The 20,253-nt window shown below is 70.1% G+C and carries 17 protein-coding genes; 9 read left to right on the top strand and 8 right to left on the bottom strand.

Annotation, left to right across the window (positions count from 1 at the left end; genetic code table 11):
* Positions 1 to 228: 228 nt before the first annotated feature.
* From AC6JA9_RS15560 to plpQ, 4 genes are all read right to left on the bottom strand, one after another.
* Entirely contained in the window at positions 229 to 1,461 is a 1,233-nt protein-coding gene (locus AC6JA9_RS15560) for an Aq_1262 family (lipo)protein (RefSeq protein WP_497960024.1), read from the bottom strand.
* The gene (locus tag AC6JA9_RS15555) at positions 1,442 to 1,597 is read right to left on the bottom strand and encodes a DUF839 domain-containing protein (RefSeq protein ID WP_223746657.1); all 156 of its coding nucleotides are present in this window, start codon (positions 1,595 to 1,597) and stop codon (positions 1,442 to 1,444) included. The genes AC6JA9_RS15560 and AC6JA9_RS15555 overlap by 20 nt, the downstream gene beginning before the upstream one ends.
* Before the next feature lie 851 nt (positions 1,598 to 2,448).
* Positions 2,449 to 3,003: a DUF192 domain-containing protein gene (locus AC6JA9_RS15550; RefSeq protein WP_223783073.1), complete on the bottom strand. Its 555-nt coding sequence runs from the start codon at positions 3,001 to 3,003 to the stop codon at positions 2,449 to 2,451.
* Positions 3,000 to 3,401 (bottom strand): motility regulator PlpA, encoded by a 402-nt coding sequence (plpQ, locus tag AC6JA9_RS15545; RefSeq protein ID WP_046712779.1) that lies wholly within the window; start codon positions 3,399 to 3,401, stop codon positions 3,000 to 3,002. Before plpQ ends, AC6JA9_RS15550 begins: the two co-directional genes overlap by 4 nt.
* A 25-nt stretch (positions 3,402 to 3,426) precedes the next feature.
* Here plpQ and AC6JA9_RS15540 point away from each other — a divergent pair, with 25 nt between their 5' ends.
* The 3 genes from AC6JA9_RS15540 (at position 3,427) to AC6JA9_RS15530 (ending at position 6,920) form a co-directional block, all read left to right on the top strand.
* Positions 3,427 to 5,787, top strand: coding sequence for a hypothetical protein (locus AC6JA9_RS15540; RefSeq protein ID WP_497960022.1), 2,361 nt, complete (start codon positions 3,427 to 3,429; stop codon positions 5,785 to 5,787).
* 65 nt (positions 5,788 to 5,852) lie between these two features.
* A complete protein-coding gene (locus AC6JA9_RS15535; RefSeq protein ID WP_223746654.1) occupies positions 5,853 to 6,380 on the top strand; it encodes a hypothetical protein in 528 nt (175 codons plus the stop codon).
* Positions 6,381 to 6,452: 72 nt separating this feature from the next.
* Positions 6,453 to 6,920, top strand: coding sequence for a nuclear transport factor 2 family protein (locus tag AC6JA9_RS15530; RefSeq protein ID WP_223783075.1), 468 nt, complete (start codon positions 6,453 to 6,455; stop codon positions 6,918 to 6,920).
* 4 nt (positions 6,921 to 6,924) lie between these two features.
* On the opposite strand, the gene AC6JA9_RS15525 is transcribed toward AC6JA9_RS15530, so the two are convergent.
* A complete protein-coding gene (locus AC6JA9_RS15525) occupies positions 6,925 to 7,896 on the bottom strand; it encodes a homoserine kinase (protein WP_426746921.1) in 972 nt (323 codons plus the stop codon).
* Between the two features lie 92 nt (positions 7,897 to 7,988).
* Here AC6JA9_RS15525 and AC6JA9_RS15520 point away from each other — a divergent pair, with 92 nt between their 5' ends.
* On the top strand, positions 7,989 to 9,569 hold the full coding sequence (locus AC6JA9_RS15520) for a tetratricopeptide repeat protein (RefSeq protein ID WP_426746922.1): 1,581 nt from the start codon (positions 7,989 to 7,991) through the stop codon (positions 9,567 to 9,569).
* An 18-nt stretch (positions 9,570 to 9,587) separates the two neighbouring features.
* Here AC6JA9_RS15520 and AC6JA9_RS15515 read toward each other — a convergent pair whose 3' ends face one another.
* The 3 genes from AC6JA9_RS15515 to AC6JA9_RS15505 are packed head-to-tail and all read right to left on the bottom strand — an operon-like array spanning position 9,588 to position 13,477.
* A complete protein-coding gene (locus AC6JA9_RS15515) occupies positions 9,588 to 10,082 on the bottom strand; it encodes a hypothetical protein (RefSeq protein ID WP_046712773.1) in 495 nt (164 codons plus the stop codon).
* Positions 10,083 to 10,089: 7 nt separating this feature from the next.
* Positions 10,090 to 11,421 (bottom strand): cyclic nucleotide-binding domain-containing protein, encoded by a 1,332-nt coding sequence (locus AC6JA9_RS15510; RefSeq protein WP_223746651.1) that lies wholly within the window; start codon positions 11,419 to 11,421, stop codon positions 10,090 to 10,092.
* A gap of 37 nt (positions 11,422 to 11,458) precedes the next feature.
* Positions 11,459 to 13,477 carry an FHA domain-containing protein gene (locus AC6JA9_RS15505; protein ID WP_223746650.1) on the bottom strand — a complete coding sequence of 673 codons (2,019 nt, stop codon included), beginning with the start codon at positions 13,475 to 13,477 and terminating at the stop codon, positions 11,459 to 11,461.
* Positions 13,478 to 13,731: 254 nt separating this feature from the next.
* On the opposite strand from AC6JA9_RS15505, the gene AC6JA9_RS15500 reads away from it, so the two are divergent.
* The 5 genes from AC6JA9_RS15500 (at position 13,732) to gspC (ending at position 20,234) form a co-directional block, all read left to right on the top strand.
* Positions 13,732 to 15,210 carry a TldD/PmbA family protein gene (locus AC6JA9_RS15500; RefSeq protein WP_223783080.1) on the top strand — a complete coding sequence of 493 codons (1,479 nt, stop codon included), beginning with the start codon at positions 13,732 to 13,734 and terminating at the stop codon, positions 15,208 to 15,210.
* An 18-nt stretch (positions 15,211 to 15,228) separates the two neighbouring features.
* Positions 15,229 to 16,575 (top strand): TldD/PmbA family protein, encoded by a 1,347-nt coding sequence (locus AC6JA9_RS15495; RefSeq protein ID WP_497960020.1) that lies wholly within the window; start codon positions 15,229 to 15,231, stop codon positions 16,573 to 16,575.
* A 125-nt stretch (positions 16,576 to 16,700) separates the two neighbouring features.
* Positions 16,701 to 17,711: a ParB N-terminal domain-containing protein gene (locus AC6JA9_RS15490; RefSeq protein ID WP_223746647.1), complete on the top strand. Its 1,011-nt coding sequence runs from the start codon at positions 16,701 to 16,703 to the stop codon at positions 17,709 to 17,711.
* Between the two features lie 33 nt (positions 17,712 to 17,744).
* The gene (locus AC6JA9_RS15485) at positions 17,745 to 19,136 is read left to right on the top strand and encodes a sigma-54-dependent transcriptional regulator (RefSeq protein WP_141323066.1); all 1,392 of its coding nucleotides are present in this window, start codon (positions 17,745 to 17,747) and stop codon (positions 19,134 to 19,136) included.
* A gap of 195 nt (positions 19,137 to 19,331) precedes the next feature.
* Positions 19,332 to 20,234 (top strand): type II secretion system protein GspC, encoded by a 903-nt coding sequence (gene gspC, locus AC6JA9_RS15480; protein ID WP_046712766.1) that lies wholly within the window; start codon positions 19,332 to 19,334, stop codon positions 20,232 to 20,234.
* The last annotated feature ends 19 nt before the right edge of the window (positions 20,235 to 20,253 follow it).

Genomic DNA, 20,253 nt, shown 5'->3' with positions numbered 1-20,253 from the left:
GTCGCAGCGCGACAAGGCGACGCCGCTCGCGAGGCGTCACCACCTGAAACCAGATGCTCGACCCTCGGCAGCACCGGCGCGTGTTCGCGCCTCGGCGCGTCTTCGGAGTTCAGCGGTCACGAACTCGATGGAGCCCCTACGCTCCTCCGAGGTGAAGGACCTCCGTCCGCGTGAGCGTCACCCGCCTTCGCCGATGACGCTCACGCGTGAGGCCACGAGCCCCCCGACTTACTCCCACGCGAGGTGCAGCCGGCCGTCCTCGAAGATGAGGCCCGCGTCCTCGAGCCCCGTGGAGCCGTTCTCCACCGAGGGCAGCACGTTCGTCGGCGGCGACAGCAACGTGTCGCGCCCCTTCGTGAAGCCCTGCTCGCGAACCAGCGCCATGTACGCCCGCCCCAGCGCCAGCGCCCGCTCACGCGACGGCGTCAGCAGCCACGCCAGGTCCTTGTCCCCTCCCACCGAGGCCCGACGCACGGAGGTCTCATCCACCTTCCCGTCCGCGAAGAAGCGCGCGAGCAGCTCCTCGTTCGCCCGGAACTCGTCGCCGCCCTTCACCCGTTCGAAGTACGTGAGCACCTCCGGCTTCGCGTGCCCCGCCTGCGGCACGTCCGCGATGCCACGCAGGTCCTGGTGCCGCCAGCCTTCCCTCCCCGGCACCTTGCGCGGGAAGCCGAAGGTCTGGTCCACCGTCACCCCCAGGTTCGTGTGACAGCCCATGCAGAACACGTGCTCCTCCATCGTCTGCACGCGCAGCCGCCCCCTCGCATCCTCGATGAAGCCCTGCAGTCTCCAGCCGAACTCGTTGATGAGCCCCAGCTCCGGCGTGCCCGGGAACGCGGGCAACCGGTTGCGCATCTTCTTCTCCTGCTCCGCGCCGTAGAACGCCATCACCTGGTCGCCGGCGTACTCCTCGTCCTTGCGCGAGTAGCGGACCTCCTTCATCCGCGTGGACAACAGCGCGGGCGCATCCGGGTCCACGTACCGCACGGTGTGCAGGAACTCGACACCGCGCGGGTAGAAGTCGCGCCGCACCTTCACTTTCGCAGCGGCCCCCGCGTAGTGGGTCGGCAGTCCGCGCACCACCTCCACACCCCGGGCCAGCACTCCATCTCCATCCAGGTCCACCCCACCCGCGCGCTCGTCCACCGGCTCCACCCGGCGTCGTGACTTCGCCGCGTCCAGCAGCGCCGGGTCCACCGTCATCGCCGCCTCCAGGATGGCAAGGTTGAGCCGATACACCTCGCGCGACGGCTGTCCTCCCGCATCACGACGGAACGCGTCCGGGAGGAAGAAGCCGTGGCCATCCTTGTGGTGCGTGGAGCGCGTGTCCAAGCTGACCATGTCGCCGGGCGCGGGCGACGCGAAGTCGAGCGCACGCGGCGCACCGGCCTGCATGCCGGGCACGGTGGGGACCCAGTTGTTCTTCGACGTCCACAATCCCTCAGGGGTCGCCGTAGACACCCTGCACGTCCTTCTCGCCCGTGAAGATGGTGACCCATGGCGTCTGTCCACCCGAGTCGTTGGAGTGCGTGCCCAACACCAAGCCCTCGGGCAAGGGCGCACCGAAGTCATCGGTGTCCACGATAGACAGCCGCATGCCCACCATCTTGACTCCAGTGGGATGGAGCACTCACCATGTCGCCATGCGGTGGGTACTCGTTGGTCTGCCATCAATTGCGGCTGGCTTTGTCGCAGCGTATCGGGTGAGCGGTAACGACCCATGGGGGCTCATCGAAGCCATCGCTTTCGGCGTTGTTGCTCTCACCGCTACCACCGGCATCTTGATCGCGTACGGTATCGGTCGGCTCGCATACGATTCTGCCCGTACATTTGTCAGCGCCTTTCGTATGGGATACCGAATGGGTGGGGCCGTTGACAACCGACCATCTCCGTCGCCCCGGCGAGAGTTGCCGACTCCGCTGTGGCACGGGGACCCGCTGCATCGGAATGCAATTTCGCCGAGCGACCATGCGAAGCGGTTGAAGAACATCGCCCGAAGTTGATGAATCTTCAGCCCGTGAGTCCCATTGCCGGGGAGCGCCAACACTCCGCCTCAGCCGCCTGTCTCGACGAGGGAGAGTTGGTAGCGGGTTTACAGCCAAGCGGCCATCGAATCGGCCACGCGTTGCGGTCCACCGTCACCCCCCGGGGCTCCATCCTCGCCGGGCGCGCCATCCTGACCATCCTGCCCGTTCGCGCCAGCGGGGCCCGTGTCCCCCTCACAGGCGACGAAGGACAACGAGCTGCCCAGAAGCACCGCACCGGTCGCGAGCCGCAACAGACGAGAAGACATGAGCCACTTCCTCCAGGGGTTCGCGTCGCGCTCGCATGCGGGCGAACGGACGCGAGCGCATCCTGAGGAGGCTGTGTGGCGACGGCTTGTTCAGTGCGTCACTTCTTCATCACGTCACGGCCCCATGACGTCACGCGCGACCAACGTCGCGCGCGTCACGGGTCGATGCGGAGGTTGGACACGCCCTCGAACTCCACCGGCGAGCCCTTGCGCAAGCCGACCTTCTCCGCCCAGCCGCCCGGCACCTCCAGCACGTACTGGCTGGGCGCGCCCACCGAGCGCGTCTCCATCGACCTGGGCACCGCGCGCGACACGATGCCCGCGATGCGCAGGTCCGCGGTGATGAAGATGATGTCCAGCGGGATGAGCGTGTTGCGCATCCAGAAGCCCTGCATCGACTCCTGGGGGAACAGGAACAGCATCCCCTTGCCCTCGGCGAACTCCGTGCGCCACATCATCCCGCGCTCTCGCGAGTCGCGCGTGGCGGCCACCTCCACCTCCACCCGATGCACCCCACCGAAGGCGTCCTTGAGCCGCACGTGCGCGCGCGGCAGCGTGGGGCCCACGTAGTCCTTCGCGGTGACGTCGGTGACGGGAGGCTTCACGGGCGCGGGAGGCGTGGACGAGGGCTGCCGGCCCTGCGCCTCCTGCTGACAGGCGCAGAGCGCGAGCGACAGGAGGACCAGGCCGAGCCGACGGGAGGTCTTCATGGGTGCTGGGGGTGCAGCGGCTTGTTGAGCAGCTTCTCGGTCAGCTCGGGCCCCAGGCTGTCGGACATCAGCCGCTCCACCACGGTCTCGAACTCCACCCGCTGCGTGTCGCTGCTGTAGATGAACCGGATGCCCATGCCCGGCTCGTCGCCGTCCGCCTTGGACCAGACGACCTCGCCCAGCAACTCGAACGGCGCCTCCCGGTGGGGCACCGTCAACTTGAAGAGGAAGCGCGTGCCGATGGGCAGCGGCTTCTTCGTCTTGATGAACGTGCCGCCCTTGCTGATGTTCTTCGTGTAGTCCGCGAAGAACGAGTTGAGCTTCTTGTAGTCGACCTTCAGCTCGATGGGCGCGCGCCCGTGCTGGCGGTGCTCGGGACCTGTCTTCTGTTCGGACATGCGGCCCGGGAGTATAGGGGAGGCCATGGAGCAAGTCCTCACCCGTGCCCGCGCCTTGATGCGTCGCCCGGCCGTCCTGGCCCCCCTGCTCCTCCTGGCGGGCGGAGGCTCGGCGCTCGTCTTCCTCCCCCTCTTCGGCGTCCCCGGCTTCGAGCTGGGCCTGGCCCTGGCCATCGCCGTGGGGCTGCTCGGCGGGGGGACGGGCGTGGCCGCCGCCGCCCAGGAGCGTCGGATCCTCCTCGGCCAGGAGCCCCGCCCCCCCGGCGCCCTCCGCCCGGACGCCCCCGGCACCGCCGTGACCCGCGCCCTGGGTGCGGCCCTGGTCCTCAACGTGGCGGCGCTGGTGCCCCCCTTCCTCACCTCCACCGTCTTCGCATGGCTGCGCACCGCGTGTGATCCATTCGAGCTGGTGGGTTTCTATCCCATGCTCACCCTCCCCTCGGCCGTGCTGGCCTCGGCCTCGGGGGTGCTGTGTGGCCTGGGGGCCCGCCGTCCCTCGCGGGGCGTGGGCCTGCATGTGCTCCTGGTCCTGCTGTCGTTGGCGCCCACGGTGTGGCCCATCGTCGCCGGGCCCCAGGTCTTCGCCTTCAACCACTACCTGGGACATCTCCCCGGCCCCCTCTACGACGAGGCGCTGGTGATGACGCCCGCGCTCGGCTGGTTCCGGCTGGAGACGCTCCTGTGGGCCTGGGTCCTCGCGGGCCTCGCCGCCGCGTTCCTCCAGGTGGACTCGGGGCACCTGTCGAGAGCCGCCCCGCGCGTGGGCGTCCTGGTGGGGCTGCTGCTGCCCGCCGTGGCCATCGGCTTCCTGGAGGTGAAGGGGCCCCAGCTGCGCACCCGGATGACGGACGCGTACCTGGCCGAGACGCTGGGCGGCGTGCGCGACACGGAGCACTTCCGGCTGCACTACCCCCGGGGCAAGTCGCGCGAGGACGTGGACCGGATGGCCCGCGACATGGAGTTCCGCTGGACGCAGGTCCAGCGCTTCCTGGGCGTGGCCCCCACCGAGCGCATCCGCGTGTGGCTGTATCGCAACGAGGAGGAGAAGCAGCGGCTGGTGGGCGCCGGCCGCACGCAGTACGCGAAGCCCTGGCGCCACGAGCTGCACATCCAGGACAAGCCCTTCCCCCACTCCACGCTGCACCACGAGCTGGCCCACGTCATGGCCGCGCCCGCTGGCAGCGGTCCCTTCCGCGTCACCACGCGCCTGGGCCTGTGGCCCCTCATGGGCGTCATCGAGGGGTTCGCCGTCGCCGCGGACGGCCCCGCGCAGGGGGACCTCACGCTGCACCAGTGGGCCGCGGGCATGCGCCGTCAGAAGCTGGCGCCCGACATGCGCAAGCTGATGGGGCCGGAGGGCTTCTACCAATCCGCCCCCGCGCGCGCGTACACCGTCGCGGGCTCCTTCCTCCTGTACCTCGCTGACACCTACGGCTCCGACAGGCTGCGCGCGCTCTACGCGCACGCGGACTTCCAGGAGGCCTATGGGCGGCCCCTCGACGAGCTCGTCGGCGAGTGGGAGCGACATGTCGACGCCCTGCCCCTGGACGACGCCGCCGTGGCCCGCGCCTTCGCGCGCTTCCGCGCTGGCAGCCTCTTCAGCCGCGCCTGTGCGCGCGAGGTGGCCCGCCTCACCGAGCCCGCCCGCGCCTCGCTCGTGACGGACCCGTCGGATGCGCTGGAGCGCTACACCCGCGCCGCCACCCTCCAGCCCGATGAGCCCGCCTACCGCCTGGGCGAGGCCGCCGCCCTCTCCGCGCTGGAGCGCTACGACGAGGCCACCACCGTGCTCACCACGCTCGCGGGCAAGGTGAAGGGCCAGACGGTCTCCGAGGCCGAGGTGGCCATGGCGCTGGCCGACGTGGAGACCCGGCGCGAGCGTCCCGAGCAGGCCCGCGCCCACCTGGACACGGTGCTGACCCTGGACGCCACGCCCGATTTGACGCGCACCGCCCAGGTGAAGCTCGCCGCGCTGGAGTCCACGGCGCGCCGCGCCGGCATCGACGCGTACTTCCTGGCGCCCAAGGAGGAGCTGCGGCTCCTGCTCCTGTCGCGCGCCCTGCAGGCCCTGCCCTCGGACCCGTACCTCAACTACCTGCTGGGCCGCAGGCTGCAGCAGGTGGGCTCCCCCGTCCTGGCCGGCGAGTCGCTGCAACGTGCGCTGTCGGACGATTCGCTGCCCCTGCCCCTGCGCCGCGAGGCCTTGCGCCTGAAGGTGGAGGCTTCCTATCTCTCGGGCGACTGCGGCGCGGTGCGCCACGAGGTGGGTGTCCTCCCGGACTTCGGCACGGCCTTCAAGGCCACCGCCCTGGAGTGGGTGGAGCGGTGTGATTTCGAGGAGAAGACCTTCCGGGGCGTGCTCGTGCCACGACAGGCTTTCCGCTAGCCGCGCTTTCCGCTAGGCAGGCAGCCCACACAGCGGCGACGAGCCAGGTCATCAGGAGGGAAGCGATGCGGTTCGAGACGAGGCAGCGAATCCAGGGGACGGTGGACGAGGTGGAGCGCGCGCTCCTCGACGAGCGGTACTTCGAGTTCCTGCTCAAGCACCATGGCGTGCTGCTGGAGCTCCAGCCGCTCGAGGTGAAGGCCGAGGGTGACGTGGTCCGCCGCCGGGTGCGCTACCGCCCCAAGCCCGTCATCGAGAGCATCGGCCCCAAGCGCGTGCCCCCCGAGTGGTTCGCCTTCATCGAGTCGTCCACCTACGACAAGCGCCGCAAGGAGCTCACGTTCACCAACGTGCCCACGTCCCACACCATCTCCAAGATGCTGGTGAACACGGGCACGCTGCGCTTCCGTGATTTGGGCGCGGGCCAGACGGAGCGCTCGCTGGACGGTGAAATCTCCCTCAAGCTGCCCTTCCTGATGAAGCCCCTGGCGCTCATCGGCGAGAAGGTCATCCAGGGCGAGGGCCTGAAGATCCTCGACAACGAGATTCCCGTCCTCAACCGCTTCATCTCCGAGGTCATCCGCAAGGGCTGAGGCACGCGAAGTGCAGGCGGGGCCGTGGGGAATGGGTTGACTTCCTCCGCATTGTCTTCGTAAGGCCCCGCCATGCTCTACCGCTTCCTCGCCATCTGCGCCCTGACCCTCCTGGCCGCCTGCGCTCCGAAGCGCATCCCCGGCACTGAAATCGACGACACCGACGAGACCCGCGCCATTTTGGCAGTGATGGAGGCCTATCGGTCTGCCATCGAGGCACGCGACGCCCACGCCATCCAGGCGCTGGTGTCGAAGGACTTCCGCGAGGACGCCGGCACGCCGAGTGATCCCGAGGACGACCTCACCGCGGCGAACCTGGGCCCGTACCTGGAGACGCTCTTCCCGCAGCTCCAGTCGCCCAAGGTGGAGATGGAGGTGCGCAAGGTCCAGGTGGGCAAGGACATCGCCACGGCCATCTACTACTGGAAGCTGAACTTCCGGATGCCCGGCCTCACCTCGCGCCCGCAGAAGGAGGCGGAGCTGGAGCAGATGGTGTTCCGGCTCGAGGGCAACCAGTGGAAGATCCTCACCGGCATCTGAGGCCTCACAGCCCCAGGAGCGCCGCGTAGCCCTGGGGGCCCATGGCCGTGAGCGCGCGGGCCCGGGTCAGGTAGGTGCGGTAGTCCTTGCGCACCAGCTTGTCCGCGGGCAGCGCGGACAGGTGGTAGTCCCGGATGCGGCTCGCGGTGAAGCGCACCGCCCCGAAGAGCGCGTGGCCGAAGAGGCTCTCGCGCTCCACCGGGGCCAGCGGGCGGACATCCTGGTAGCCGCGCACCAGCGCGCGACACAGCTCCGGCAGGTACTGCCCGCCGTCGAAGCACCACGCGTTCAACGTGATGACCAGGTCCAGGCCATAGGCCTCGCGGCAGGCCATCTCGAAGTCGAAGAAGGCGCCCACGCTGTCGCCCAGCCACTTCACGTTGTCGGTGAAGAGGTCCGCGTGGATGACGCCGAGCGGCTCCAGGCCCTGTCGCCGTGACTCCGCGTGGGTGAGCATCCCCTCCAGCTCCCCTGAGAGCGATGACAGCGTCGGGTCCGGGTGGCGCGCCAGCTCCACCAGCCACCCGCGCACCACCTGGGGAGAGTACGGGTTCTCGCGGCTGCCGCCGAAGGACTGGGTGTCGCGGTGCAGCTTGCCCAGCTCGGTGCCCAGCCGCTCCAGGTGCTCGGCGGTGAGGCCCGGGTGGCGCTTCTCCTCACCGGGGAGCCAGCGGAAGACGCTCACGCGGCCGCCCGCGAGCTCGACGAAGGTGGCGCCCTCGCGCGTGGTGAGCTGCACGGGCGAGGGGAAGTGGTGCGCGGCCAGGTGCGCGAGCAGGGCGGACTCGAAGCGCAGGTCGTCCGAGGAGCGCACCGTCGTGTGGCGGACGAAGTAGCGGCCGGTGTCGGTCTCCAACCGGTGGTTGGTGTTGATGGAGCCCTGGGGGATGGGCGTCACGCCGAGCACGTTTCCCAGCCCGAAGGTCTCTGCGATGCGCGTGAAGACGTCGGGGGACAGCACCGTGTGGACCGCCATTGCTCACTCCTCCCGTGCTCCGGGCTCCGTCCATTGACACCCGCGAGGGGCGTACCTAATAGCATCCAACTCCAGCGCGGGGAGACAGGTCCATGAGCACCGAAGGTCACGGCGACTGGAAGCGACGCGAGAGTTGGAAGAGCGCGCTGGCGCAGGTGGCGGTGGTGGCGGTGGTGCTCGCGGGCGCCGTGGCCTACTTCGTCCACCGGGGAACGGTGCGAAAGGAGACGGAGGAGCACCTGCGCGCGGCCCGCGCCGCCGCGCTGCGAGGCAATCCGTCCGACTTGACGCGCGCCATGGCGGAGCTGGAGAAGCTCTTCCAGTTGGACTCCGACGCCCGCGACGCGCAGGCGCTGGCCGCCGACATCCAGACGGTGCTGTGGCTGGAGCACCATCAGCCCGGCGCGGATGCGCGGGCCCGTGAGTATCTGGCCCGGGCCGAGGCGCTCGACTCGCGCTCCGGTGAACGGCATGGCGCCCGCGCGCTGCATCTGCTCGCGGAGGGCAAGACGGCCGAGGCGGAGAAGTACCTGGCGGACCTGCAGGCGCAAGGGGCCAACAGCCCCCGGCTCACGCTGGCGCAGGCGTTCACGCTGCAGGCGAAGGGGGACCTGCCCGGCGCGCGTCAGGCCTTCGCCCGCGCGGCGGAGAACGCGTATCGGGATCCGCGCTTCACCACGGCGTACGGGGAGGCGCTGCTGGACGAGGGACAGCCCGCCCAGGCGGTGGAGGCGTTCGAGAAGGCGACGAGCGTGAACCCGGACCACCTGATGGCGCGGCTGGGCATGGGGCTGGCGCACGCGTATCAGGGCAAGAAGCTGGAGGAGGCCGAGCGCGCGCTCGCCACGGCGCAGGAGAAGCAGGCGGAGCTGACGCCCGCGCTGACGTCACGCGCTGGGGCGCTGAAGGCGGAGCTCGCGCTGTCGCGTGGCGCCGCGGACCAGGCGCTCCAGGAGGCCGACTCGGCGCTGAAGGCCGTGCCGGATGACGTGCATGCCCTCTTCGCACGTGCGCGAGCGCTGGCCGCGCGCAAGGTGCCCGAGGCGCGGGGGGCGTTCGAGGCCGCGGTGGCGAAGCGCAAGACGGCGCCCCTGCTCTACCTGGACGGCGCTCGCAGCTTGCAGGCCTCGGGTGACACCACGGGCGCGCTGGCGCTGCTGGATGCGTATGAGGGCGCGTTCGGGGCCATCCAGGTGGCGTCCGCGGACGGGAAGAAGGTCCCGCTGCTGGAGCAGGACGGCCGCTACTGGCTGGCGCGCGGCGGGCTGCTGGAGGCGGCGGAGCGGCAGGACGACGCGCTCGTCGCCTACGACAAGGCCATCGCCGCCAAGGGCGTGGGGCTGGCAAAGGCGCAGTACGCCAAGGGCGCGCTGCTGGTGCGGCGCAAGGACTACGAGGGCGCCAAGGCGCTGCTCGCGGTGATCGCGCCGGACACGGGCGCGGGCTCACTGCCGGAGGCATACACCGCCATGGGCGACCTGCTCTTCGCGCAGAGCGCGTACGCGGCGGGCTGCCAGCACTACTACTTCGGGCTGGTGCGCGCGCGGGCGCAGGGCATGCCTCGCGAGGAGCTGGCCTCGCGCATCGACACGGTGAAGAAGGGCCTGGAGTCCGCGGGCCAGGGCGCCATGGCCAAGGCCTGGTTGAACGAGACGGGCGCCCTGCTCCAGTGAGGCGCCCGCCGCGAGCGGCTACAGCAACTCCGTCGCCTCGAGCGGCCGGTACTTCGCGCGCACCACGCGCCACTCGCCGTCGGCTTCCTTCTCGAACGTCCCCTCGATGAGGTACGCGTTCAGCACGCTGTCGGCCGCCAGGTCCTTGACGCTCTCCGCCTGCGAGCGGCCGAAGATGAAGCGCGCCTGGAAGTCACCCTGCGTGGGCGAGACCTCGTGGACCTCCAGGTTCGTGGTGAAGATGCGGACCCACTGACCGCGCAGCACCTGCCCGGTGAGGATGCCGCGCACCTGCCGCGAGTCCATGCCGCCGTCCGTCTTGAAGCGCTCGGACACGCCCTCCATCACCTTGCTGATGTCCTTGGCCTCCGCGGCCCGCGTCATCGTGATGACCTGACGCGTGACGGCCTCCGGGACACCGGGCTCGTGGCGCGGCCAGAAATAGAGCACCGCTCCGGCCGCCACCAACGCCAGCGCCACGCCCACCACCCGCGAACGCGACAACGTCACCATGTGCTCCTCACGCCGCCTCGGGCTCGAGCACCAGCTCGTCCGCGTCGATGATCTCGGCGGGCCGCAGCGCCTCGCCAATCTGCTTCAGCCGCCGGTCCGAGAGCTGCTCCAGGTACGTCCGGATGTGCGGGAAGGCCTGCACCAGCGCATGGAACGCGTTGCGCTCCAGGAACGCCGCCGCCGTCTTGCGCGTGGCCACCACCGTCGCCGAGGCGCGCAGCCCCGTCAGCAGCGAAATCTCCCCCGCCACATCACCCTCGCGCAGCACGCCCAGCGTCACCGTGCCGCCCGCCGGGTCCTCCTTCTGCACCACCAGCTCACCGGCCAGCACCAGGAACAGCCCCGGCGAGTGCTCGCCCTCCACCAGCACCTTCTCGTGTCCCTGCAGCGCGCGGAAGGTGAAGCGCTGCAGCAGCGCGCCCCGCTCCGACTCCGGCAGCGTCTGGAACATGGGCGAGGTGGCCATCAGGTTCCGCGCCATGCGCTGCTGCGCGAAGTCCGCCAGAACCTGAGGCACCGCCGGGTGGCTCTTGGCCACCGCGTTGAGGTGCTCGCGGCGGATCTCGAAGACCTCCGTGTCGGACACCGCGGACACCGTCGCCGTCGGTGGCGCGCCCGTCAAAAGAGCAATCTCCCCGAAGATGGAGCCGCCGCCGAGGAAGCCCAGCGTGCGCGCCTCACCCTCCATCTGCCGCGTCACCTCCGCCTTGCCGGCGACGAGCACGTAGAGGTGGTCGGCGGGCTCGCCCTCGCGACTCACCACCTCCTCGGGACGCACCCGGCGCCACGCCATGCGGCCCACCAGGTCGATGAACGCGTCCCGGTCCAGGTCCGCGAACAACGGCAGCGGAGGACGGCTGTTCGGGTCCGCGGAGCCACCCGGATCCGGAGCGGCCAGCACCTCGATGGCGCGGTTGGAGAGCTCCTCTCCAGCCAGCCCCATCAGGTCCGTCTCCACCTTCCCGTCATACAGCGTCTCGGGCGGCAGGGGCGGCGGCACCACGGCGCGACCCGGCGCGCTGCGCACCGCGCGCGAGTGGACGCGGATCAGCGTCTCCTTCAACCGTCGCTCGTTGGGCGCCAGGTCCAACCCCAGCTTGCACGCGGCCATCGCGGACAGCAGGTAGTCACGACGCAAGAGGCCCTCGGCCGTCGCGTGGTACGACGTGACGGCGCGCTCGCGCTCACCCAGCTCGGCCAGACACCGGGACGCCATCATCCGGGAGCGGTGGTCGGCGGGAACCCGGCGCACCGCCTCCGCGAACACGGCGAGGGCGCGCTCGAACTGGCGCTCCTCGATGAGGTCCATCCCGAGCTCACGCAGCGACGACTCGCTCATCCCATCTCCCCACGTACGAACGTTGTTGGCGAGCGCCTCACGGCTGTATCTCGCTCAGGTACATCTCGGCCTTGCGCTTCGTATCCGAACCCTCGGCCGCCGTCTCGATGACGACCTTGAACTTCTCCGCGGCGGAGCGAGGGTCCCGGTCGCGCTCGATATACGCGCGCATGTACAGCTCCTCCACCTTCTTGCTCAGGTCGTCCAGGCCATCCCGCGCCCGACGATCTCCCGGGTTGAGGCGCAGGGCCTCGCGGAAGTTGCTGCCCGCCGCCGCCAGGTCGCCCTTCTTCAGCGCCGCCTGCCCCGCCGCCAGCGCCGCCGACGCGAGCTGCTCGTCCAGCGTGCGCCCCAGCGAGCCGTCGAAGCCGATCTGACGGTACAGCTCCGCCGCGCGGCGCAGGGGCTTGGACGCGGACTCCAGCGCATTGGACGCGAGCTTCTTCTGCGCGTCGTCCAGCGCGCGCTGGAACTGGGGAATCAACGTCTTGAGCTGGCGCGAGCGGTCCTTCACGTCCTTGTCCGCCTTGTACTTCTCCACCACGCGGTCGCACTCGAGCACCGCGCGCTGGTAGTCGCCGCCGTTGAAGCGCCGCTCCACGTCCGTGAAGGCCTCCGCGATGAAGCGCTTGCGCTCCTCCTTGGCCCGCTCCTCGTTGCGCTCCCGGCTGGCCCTGTCCCGCACCGCGCTGTCCCGGGCCTCCTTGGCCAGCTCCGCCTGCAGGTCCTGCAGCTTCTGCGAGTACGCGGGCCGGTTGAGCTCCGGCACCTGCTCCAGCAGCGACTGGGCCGTGGCGACGTCACGCGCCGCGAGCGCCTCCTCCATCTTCTGGATGCGCCACAGCTCGTCCTTCGTCTTGACCTCCTGCTCCAGCTTGCGCCGCACGTCGTCCGTCTTGGCGGTGCCCTGGGGCGTCTCGGACAGCTTCTGGCGGGCCCCCTCGAAGTCGTTGGCGTCGATGAGCTCGCGCACGGCCTGGAAGGACTGCTGCACGAGCAGCTCCTTCGCCGCCGCCTTGCCCAGGCCTTCGTCGTCCGCGCCCGGGCGCAGCTTCTCCGCCTCCTCCACCAGCTTCACCGCGCCGGCGAAGTCGTCCGAGCGCACCGCCTCGCGCGCCTTCTGCATCAGGAGCTTCGAGCGCTCCACGTTGGGGTCCACCGGAGGCGGGGGCGGCGGTCCCGAGGGGATGAGCATCAGCCCCAGCATGAGCAGCACCACCACGCCACCGCCCACGCCGATGAGCAGCTTCGCCTTCGAGTTCCCTCCGCCGCCGGTGACGGCGCTGCGCGGAGGCGGACGCGGCCGGGGAATCGCGATGGCGCCCTTGCCCTTCTTCACGCCGCTGGCGTCGCGGTTCTTCTCCTTCAGCTCGTCCGGCATCCGGTAGTTGGCGTTGGTCGCCTCGTTGAGCCGCGGATCATTCGGGTCCACGTCGGTGCCCCGGGACGCACCCGCCGCCTTGCGCGCCTCGTCGCGGTCCTTCGCGGCCTCCTCGCGCTCGCGCTTCTCCTCCGCCTCGCGGGCCTCCGCCTGCGCGCGCAGCTCCTTGATCTGCTCCGCCTCGTCCACGAAGCGAAGGCGCGTCTTGCCGATGGCGATCTCATCCCCGTGCTTCAGGGTGCACTCGTCCACGCGCTGATCATTCACCTGGGTGCCGGAGATGCTGCCCAGGTCTCGCATCGCCACGCCGCCCTGGCCGTAGATGAGCTCCAGGTGCCGGCGCGACACGGACTGGTCATCCAGCACGAAGTCGCAGTCCTTGCCGCGCCCCACCACCATGCGCACGCCCTGGAAGCGCTTCTTGCGCCCGCGGTCCGGCCCCGCCAGCACCAGCATCTGCACCGGCGGCCCGGCGCGCGTGGCGTCCGCGTTGTCGTCCTCCTCCTCCTGGCGACGCCGGGACTCCTCGCGCACGTCGGACACCGAGGCCACCCGCGTCTCGTCCGTGCGCGAGCGCGGCGGCTCGGCGTCCCCGTAGAGCTCCGGGTTGGCGGGGCCGTCGGGCTGGCCCTCGTCTCCGGAGGGTGGCGCGGCGAAGTCCTCGTCGGAGGACACCTCGCGCGGAGGGCGGCCCCGGGATGAGGGCTTACCTCCGGCACCAGGGCGAGGGGGGGATGGAGGACGAGCAGGCATGGGGTCGGGTCCAGGTCTCCGAAACGTCCGGCATCTTAAAGCGGCGCCACCACGGTGGGAATGCGACAAGCCCGCCCTTGGGGAAAGAAGCGGGGCCATTGTCCGTTGCTCAGGACGTTTCCCCCTCCTATGTAGGTTCCCACACCCCCAACGATTCACCGAGGGAGTCCCGCAAAATGCCCCGAGTGTCCGCGCCGGCCCGGCGTGCCTCCACCTCCCAGCTCGCCCCCCTGGCGGTCCGCCTCGTCGCGCCCGCCCCCCTGCTGCCCCAGGCGCTGCTCGAGCGGCTGCTGGCCGTGGCCATGGAGCGCGGCGGAGACTTCGCCGAGGTCTACGTGGAGCGCACCCACAGCACCAGCGTCGTGCTGGAGGAGTCGCGCATCAAGAGCGCCCAGACGGGCCTCATCCAGGGCGTGGGCGTGCGGGTCATCTCCGGGGGCAAGGTGGGCTACGCCTTCTCCGACGACTGGGACGAGCCCGCGCTGCTGCGGGCCGCCTCCACCGCGGCGATGATCGCCCAGGGAACCGGCTCCGAGCGGGCCTTCCCCGTCTCACGCATCGCCGTGCCCAGCCACTACCGCGTCCCCACCCCGCTGGCCGACGTGGAGGTGTCCCTCAAGGCCTCCCTGCTGACCCGCGCGGACAAGGCCGCCCGCGCGTTCGACTCGCGGGTGACCCAGGTCAACGGCGCCTACGTGGACCAGACGCGCCGCATCGCCGTGGCCAACACCGAGGGCCGCTACACCGAGGACACCCAGGATTTGTGCCGCATGTCCATCCAGGTCGTGGCGCAGGGCAAGAAGAACGAGCGGCGCACGGGCTCGTACGGCGGCGGAGGCCGGGTGCCCTTCACCCACTGGGCGACGTTCCCTCCCGAGGACGTGGGCCGCGAGGCCGCGAGGCAGGCAGTGGCCACGCTGGGCGCGGTGGACTGCGCGGCGGGCCCGCAGACGGTGGTGCTGGCGCCGGGCTGGAGCGGAATCCTGCTGCACGAGGCGGTGGGCCATGGCCTGGAGGCGGACTTCATCCGCAAGGGCACGTCGCTGTTCGCCGGCAAGCTGGGGCAGAAGGTCGCCTCGGAGCTGGTGACGGTCATCGACGACGGCACGGTGTCCAGCGGGCGCGGCTCCATCAACATCGACGACGAGGGCACGCCCGGTGAGCGCAAGGTCCTCATCGAGAACGGCGTGCTCAAGGGCTACCTCTACGACAGCCTCAACGCGAAGCTGATGGGCCAGCGCTCCACCGGAAGCGGGCGGCGAGAGTCCTTCAAGCACCTGCCCATTCCGCGCATGACGAACACCTTCCTCGCGCCGGGCAACCACCACCCCGAGGACATCCTCAAGGAGGTGAAGCGCGGGCTGTACTGCGCCACGTTCGGCGGCGGTCAGGTGGACATCAGCAACGGCAACTTCGTGTTCGAGGTGAGCGAGGCGTATCAAATCGAGGACGGCAAGCTGGGCCGTCCGGTGAAGAACGCCATCCTCATCGGCGTGGGGCCGGAGGCGCTCAAGAACGTGTCCCGCGTGGGGTGCGACCCGCAGCCGGACCCGGGCATGGGCGTGTGCGGAAAGAACGGCCAGTCGATGCCCGTGGGCGTGGGCCTGCCCACCGTGCGCATCGACAATGTCACCGTCGGCGGAACCCAGGTCTGAAGAGAGAGCACCGACACCATGGACTACCAGAAGCTCGCGAAGCGAATCGTCCAGCGCGCCAGCAAGAAGGGCGCCCGCCAGGCCGAGGCCTTCATCGAGGTCAGCCGCCAGAGCACCGTGCGCGTGCGCGAAGGGCAGATCGAGGACCTCACCCAGTCCACCGCCAAGGGCGTGGGCCTGCGCGTGGTGACGAAGGACCGGCTCGGGTTCGCCTTCACGTCGGACTTCGAGCCCTCGGGCATCGACCTGCTCGTGGACCAGGCCCTGAAGCTGGCCGAGGCCGCCGCGCCCAACAAGCTCAACGGCCTGCCCGGCGCGCGGGACCTGGGCCGCTTCGGCGACACCGGCGCGCTGTACGACGAGGCCGTGGCCAACCTGCCCGGCGACTGGAAGGTGAAGGCCGCGCTGGAGATGGAGAAGGCGGGCCGCGCGGAGGACTCGCGCGTCAGCACCTTCAACGCGGTGGGCGCCGGGGACTTCGTGTCGGAGGTCTACGTCGCGTCGTCGGAAGGCATGGCCGGAGGCTACTCGGGCACGTACGTGTTCATGTACGCCATGCCCGTGGCCGCCGCGGACGGGCAGCTCCAGAAGGGCTACTGGCTCGACTACAAGCGCTTCCTGGGTGACCTGGAGTCGCCCGAGTCCATCGGCCGCGAGGCGACGCGTCGCGCGGTGCGGATGCTGGGCGCCAGGCGCGTGAAGACGCAGCAGGTGCCGGTGCTGTTCGACCCGCTCGTCACCGCGTCCTTCATGTCCGGCGTGGCCAAGGCCGCCAGCGGCAACGCCGTGCACCAGCAGGCCAGCATGCTGGCCTCGCTCAAGGGCAAGCGCCTGGCCTCCGAGCACGTCACGCTGGTGGACAACGGCCTGCTGCCCCGAGGCCTCGCCACCGCGCCCTTCGACGGTGAAGGCGTGCCCACGCGGCGCACACCCATCATCGACCGGGGCGTCATGTCGAGCTTCCTCTACGACGCGTTCACCGCGCGCAAGGCGAAGGCGCGGCCCACGGGCAACGCCAAGCGCGGCTACAACGCGCTGCCGAGCATCGGCACCACCAACCTCTACCTGGAGCCGGGCACGGCCTCGCCCGAGGAGCTCATCAAGGGCGTGGACCGGGGCTTCTACGTCACGTCCCTGCTCGGCCACGGCGCCAACCCCGTCACGGGCGAGCTGTCCGCGGGAGCCAACGGCCTGTGGATTGAGAACGGCGAGCTGACGCACGCGGTGCAGGAGGTCACCGTGGCGGGCAACGTGCTGAAGATGCTCCAGGACCTGGACGGCGTGGGGAACGACCTCCAGTTCCGCGGAGGCACGGTGGGCGCGCCCACTGTCCGCTTCCGACAGCTCACCCTGTCGGGAGGGTAGCCCTACCTGCCGCGTCCCCCTAGCGTGGGCGACGCCCGAGCGCTCCTCCTCCCCCACTCGCTGGGGGAGGACGTGTCAGGGTCTGCTGCTACATCACTCGTCCGCAGCGCGAGGAGGACGCACCCATGGCAGCGAAGTCCGCACGCAAGAGCGCCGCAGCGAAGAAGCCCGCCGCCGCCCCCAGGAAGCCCCGCCGCAAGAAGGCGGAACCGAAGTCGCGCGGCCTGTCTCCCCAGGACGTGGCCAGCGACTCGGTGGAGTACCCCACGGAGATTCTCGAGGCGGTGCGCACCGACGGCGGCGAGGTGCTCGGCGTCTATCGCGACCCCTTGGGCGGACATCCGGTGGTGCTCGCGGTGCTGCCCATCGACAAGGTGGAGCCCACCCCCTACCAGCGTGATTTGTCCGAGCCCCACGTGAAGCGGCTCGCCAGCGCCATGGAGCGGCTGGACCGCTTCCTGGACCCCGTCATCGCCGTGCGCAAGGAGGGCCGCTACTGGACGCCCAACGGCAACCACCGCCTGCACGCGAGCAAGCTGCTGGGCGCCAAGGCCATCGTCGCGCTGCTGCTGCCCGACGAGGACGTGGCCTATCAAATCCTCGCGCTCAACACGGAGAAGGCCCACAACCTCAAGGAGCGCTCGCTCGAGGTGGTGCGCATGTACCGGGGGCTCGTGGGCGCGGGCCGCGCGGGCAAGGAGTCCGCCTTCGCGCACCTGTTCGAGGAGCCCGCCTTCATCACGCTCGGCGCCGCGTACGAGAAGCGCCCCCGCTACTCCGCGGGCGCCTACCACCCCTTCGTCAAGGCGGTGGAGGACTTCATGGACGTACCGCTGGAGGACGCGCTGAAGGTGCGCGACGCCCGCGCGGACCGCCTGCTGGAGCTCGATGACGCCGTCGTCGCCGTCGTCGACTCCCTCAAGGCCAAGGGACTGCAGAGCCCCTACCTCAAGAACTTCGTGGTCGCGCGCATCAACTTCCTGCGCTTCAAGAAGAACGGCGGCAAGCCCGACTTCGACGACACCGTGGACCGGATGCTCGCCAGCGCGCGCAAGTTCAACGTCGACTCCGTCAAGCGCGAGGACATCGGCCGCATGGGCGGAGGCCCCGTGGAGGCGGACGAGGAGCACGCCTGACGGGAACGGGTATTGCATAGTGCGGCCCCCACCATGACCACCTCCACCGTCCTCGTCGTCGACGACGACCGCGCCAACCTCGACTCCGTGACGCGCATCTTCCAGCGGGAGAACATGGCCACGCTCTCCGCGGCCAACGGCACGGAGGCCCTGGAGCTTTTGCGCCGCCCCGAAGTCACGGTGATGGTGACGGACCTGATGATGCCCGGCATGGACGGGCAGGAGCTCTTGCGCGCCGCGCGCACCATCCGCCCCGACGTGGAGGTGGTGCTGATGACCGCCTACGGCACGGTGGAGACGGCCGTGGCGGCGATGAAGGACGGCGCCTACGACTTCATCACCAAGCCGCTCAAGCGCCACTCGCTGGTGAAGGCGGTGCAGAAGGCGCTGGAGAAGCGCGCGCTCGTCTCGGAGAACCAGACGCTCAAGGCGAAGCTGGCGGAGATGAGCGCCCAGGGCGGGCGCAGCATGGTGGGCCAGTCCCCCGCCTTCCGCGCCATGCTGGACACCATCCGCCAGGCCGCGCCCTCCACCGCCACGGTGCTGCTGCTGGGTGAGTCGGGCACGGGCAAGGAGCTGGCGGCGCGCTCGGTGCACGAGTACTCCAGCCGCGCCAAGGGCGCGTTCGTCGCCGTCAACTGCGGCGCGCTGCCGGAGAACATCCTGGAGGCGGAGCTGTTCGGCGTGGAGCGCGGCGCCTTCACCGGCGCGGTGGCCCGGCGCGAGGGCCGCTTCGAGCGCGCCCACGGCGGCACCCTCTTCCTGGACGAAGTCGGCGAGATGCCGCTGCCCGCGCAAGTGAAGCTCCTGCGCGCGCTGGCCGAGGGCGAAATCGAGCGGCTGGGCGGCACCCAGACGGTGAAGGTGGACGTGCGGCTGGTGGCCGCCACCAACAAGGATTTGCAGAAGGAGGTGGCCGAGGGCCGCTTCCGCGAGGACCTCTACTACCGGCTCAACGTGGTGGAGATCCGCGTGCCCGCGCTCGCCTCGCGCCGCGAGGACATCCCGCTCTTGGCGGACGCGTTCCTGCGCCGCTTCGCCGCGAAGAACGGCAAGGCGCTGCGCGGCTTCTCGCCGGAGGCGCTGCAGACGCTGGAGAACTACGCCTGGCCCGGCAACGTGCGGGAGCTGGAGCACGCCGTCGAGCGCGCGGTGGTGCTGGCGCGGGGCGAGGTGCTGGAGGCCAGCGACCTGCCCGAGTCGGTGCGCAAGGGCCCGCTCGGCGCCGCCACCCAGCTGGTCATCCCCATCGGCACGCCCATGGAGGAGGTGGAGCGCCGGGTGATCCACGAGACGCTGCGCCACACCAAGGGCGACAAGACGCTGGCCGCCCGGCTGCTGGGCATCGCCGCCCGCACCATCTACCGCAAGCTGGAGCGCGAGCAGTCCTCCGGCGGCGAGCCCTCCGCCGGAAGCGACGACTGACAGGCCGTCACAAAGGCCCCCACCCTGCTTTGACAATTTGTCCCAAGCCCTGGAGCAGCCCGCTCCCCTGCCTGGGGTGCCCGCCCTTTTCGGAATAATTACGCGTGCTTGGCCGTCCCCTTGGGATGGCCCGTCTGACCCGAGGGTGGCACCTGCCTTGCTCTTCCCGGGTCCGGCTTTCTTCTCGGAAGCGTGATGGAACTCTTCTTTCGCAAATACTTCTGGACGGTGAACCTGCTGTTCATCCTCCTCGTCGCGCTGCTGGCGGCGAAGACGGTGAACCTGTTCGTCGAATCCTCCATCTCCCCCGTGCCGTCCTCGGGGGCCACCGCGCGTGCGCCGACGAACCGGCCCGCGCAGGCGGCGCTCGCGCTGCCGGACATGGAGGGCCTGTCGCGGGTGACGGGCATCAAGATTCCCGAGCCGGAAGTCGCGGTGAGGGAGCCCACGACGCCGGAGGTGGACCCCAACGCCGCCCCGGTGAAGAGCGGCCTCAGGGTGAAGCTGCTCGGCACGCTCGTCGCGAGCAACCCGGACTGGTCCTTCGCGTCGGTCCAGGACATGGTGACGCAGCGCTCGCAGACGTACATGGTGGGCAACGCCCTGCAGGGCGCCACCGTGCTCGAAATCGAGCGTGAGCGCGTCATCATCCTCAACGGGGGCCGCAAGGAGTTCATCGACGGCAACCCGGGTGACGGCGCCCAGGCCTTCACCCCGCCGACGCCTCCGGTGGCGCAGACCAACACCGCGTCCCCCAGCGGCATCCGCGCCGTCAGCGACAACGAGTACGAAGTGCCGCGCGCGGAGATCGACAAGACGCTCAACAACCTCAACGACGTGGCCATGCAGGCGCGCATCGTTCCGGCCTTCAAGGACGGTCAGGCGGTGGGGTTCAAGCTCTTCTCCATCCGCCCGGATTCCATCTACTCGAAGATCGGCGTCCAGAACGGCGACGTCATCCGCCGCATCAACGGGTTCGACCTCAACAGCCCCGAGAAGGCGCTCGAGGTCTACTCGAAGATGAAGGACTCCTCCCGCATCGAAATCGAGATCGAGCGCAACGGCGCGCCGATCCGCAAGTCCTACAACGTCCGTTAAACCCCACGTCGCGCCCGCT

This window comes from Myxococcus sp. MH1, from assembly GCF_059738865.1.
The sequence above is the reverse complement of the archived record's forward strand: the minus strand, read 5'-3'. Positions and strand labels throughout refer to the sequence as shown.

Coding starts and splice junctions, on each gene's coding strand:
- AC6JA9_RS15490 (WP_223746647.1), top strand. CDS start 16,701: ATGGCAGCGAAGTCCGCACGCAAGAGCGCCGCAGCGAAGAAGCCCGCC.
- AC6JA9_RS15485 (WP_141323066.1), top strand. CDS start 17,745: ATGACCACCTCCACCGTCCTCGTCGTCGACGACGACCGCGCCAACCTC.
- AC6JA9_RS15555 (WP_223746657.1), bottom strand. CDS start 1,597: ATGCGGCTGTCTATCGTGGACACCGATGACTTCGGTGCGCCCTTGCCC.
- AC6JA9_RS15495 (WP_497960020.1), top strand. CDS start 15,229: ATGGACTACCAGAAGCTCGCGAAGCGAATCGTCCAGCGCGCCAGCAAG.
- AC6JA9_RS15525 (WP_426746921.1), bottom strand. CDS start 7,896: ATGGCGGTCCACACGGTGCTGTCCCCCGACGTCTTCACGCGCATCGCA.
- AC6JA9_RS15520 (WP_426746922.1), top strand. CDS start 7,989: ATGAGCACCGAAGGTCACGGCGACTGGAAGCGACGCGAGAGTTGGAAG.
- gspC (WP_046712766.1), top strand. CDS start 19,332: ATGGAACTCTTCTTTCGCAAATACTTCTGGACGGTGAACCTGCTGTTC.
- AC6JA9_RS15510 (WP_223746651.1), bottom strand. CDS start 11,421: ATGAGCGAGTCGTCGCTGCGTGAGCTCGGGATGGACCTCATCGAGGAG.
- AC6JA9_RS15530 (WP_223783075.1), top strand. CDS start 6,453: ATGCTCTACCGCTTCCTCGCCATCTGCGCCCTGACCCTCCTGGCCGCC.
- AC6JA9_RS15500 (WP_223783080.1), top strand. CDS start 13,732: ATGCCCCGAGTGTCCGCGCCGGCCCGGCGTGCCTCCACCTCCCAGCTC.
- plpQ (WP_046712779.1), bottom strand. CDS start 3,401: ATGTCCGAACAGAAGACAGGTCCCGAGCACCGCCAGCACGGGCGCGCG.
- AC6JA9_RS15540 (WP_497960022.1), top strand. CDS start 3,427: ATGGAGCAAGTCCTCACCCGTGCCCGCGCCTTGATGCGTCGCCCGGCC.
- AC6JA9_RS15535 (WP_223746654.1), top strand. CDS start 5,853: ATGCGGTTCGAGACGAGGCAGCGAATCCAGGGGACGGTGGACGAGGTG.
- AC6JA9_RS15515 (WP_046712773.1), bottom strand. CDS start 10,082: ATGGTGACGTTGTCGCGTTCGCGGGTGGTGGGCGTGGCGCTGGCGTTG.
- AC6JA9_RS15550 (WP_223783073.1), bottom strand. CDS start 3,003: ATGAAGACCTCCCGTCGGCTCGGCCTGGTCCTCCTGTCGCTCGCGCTC.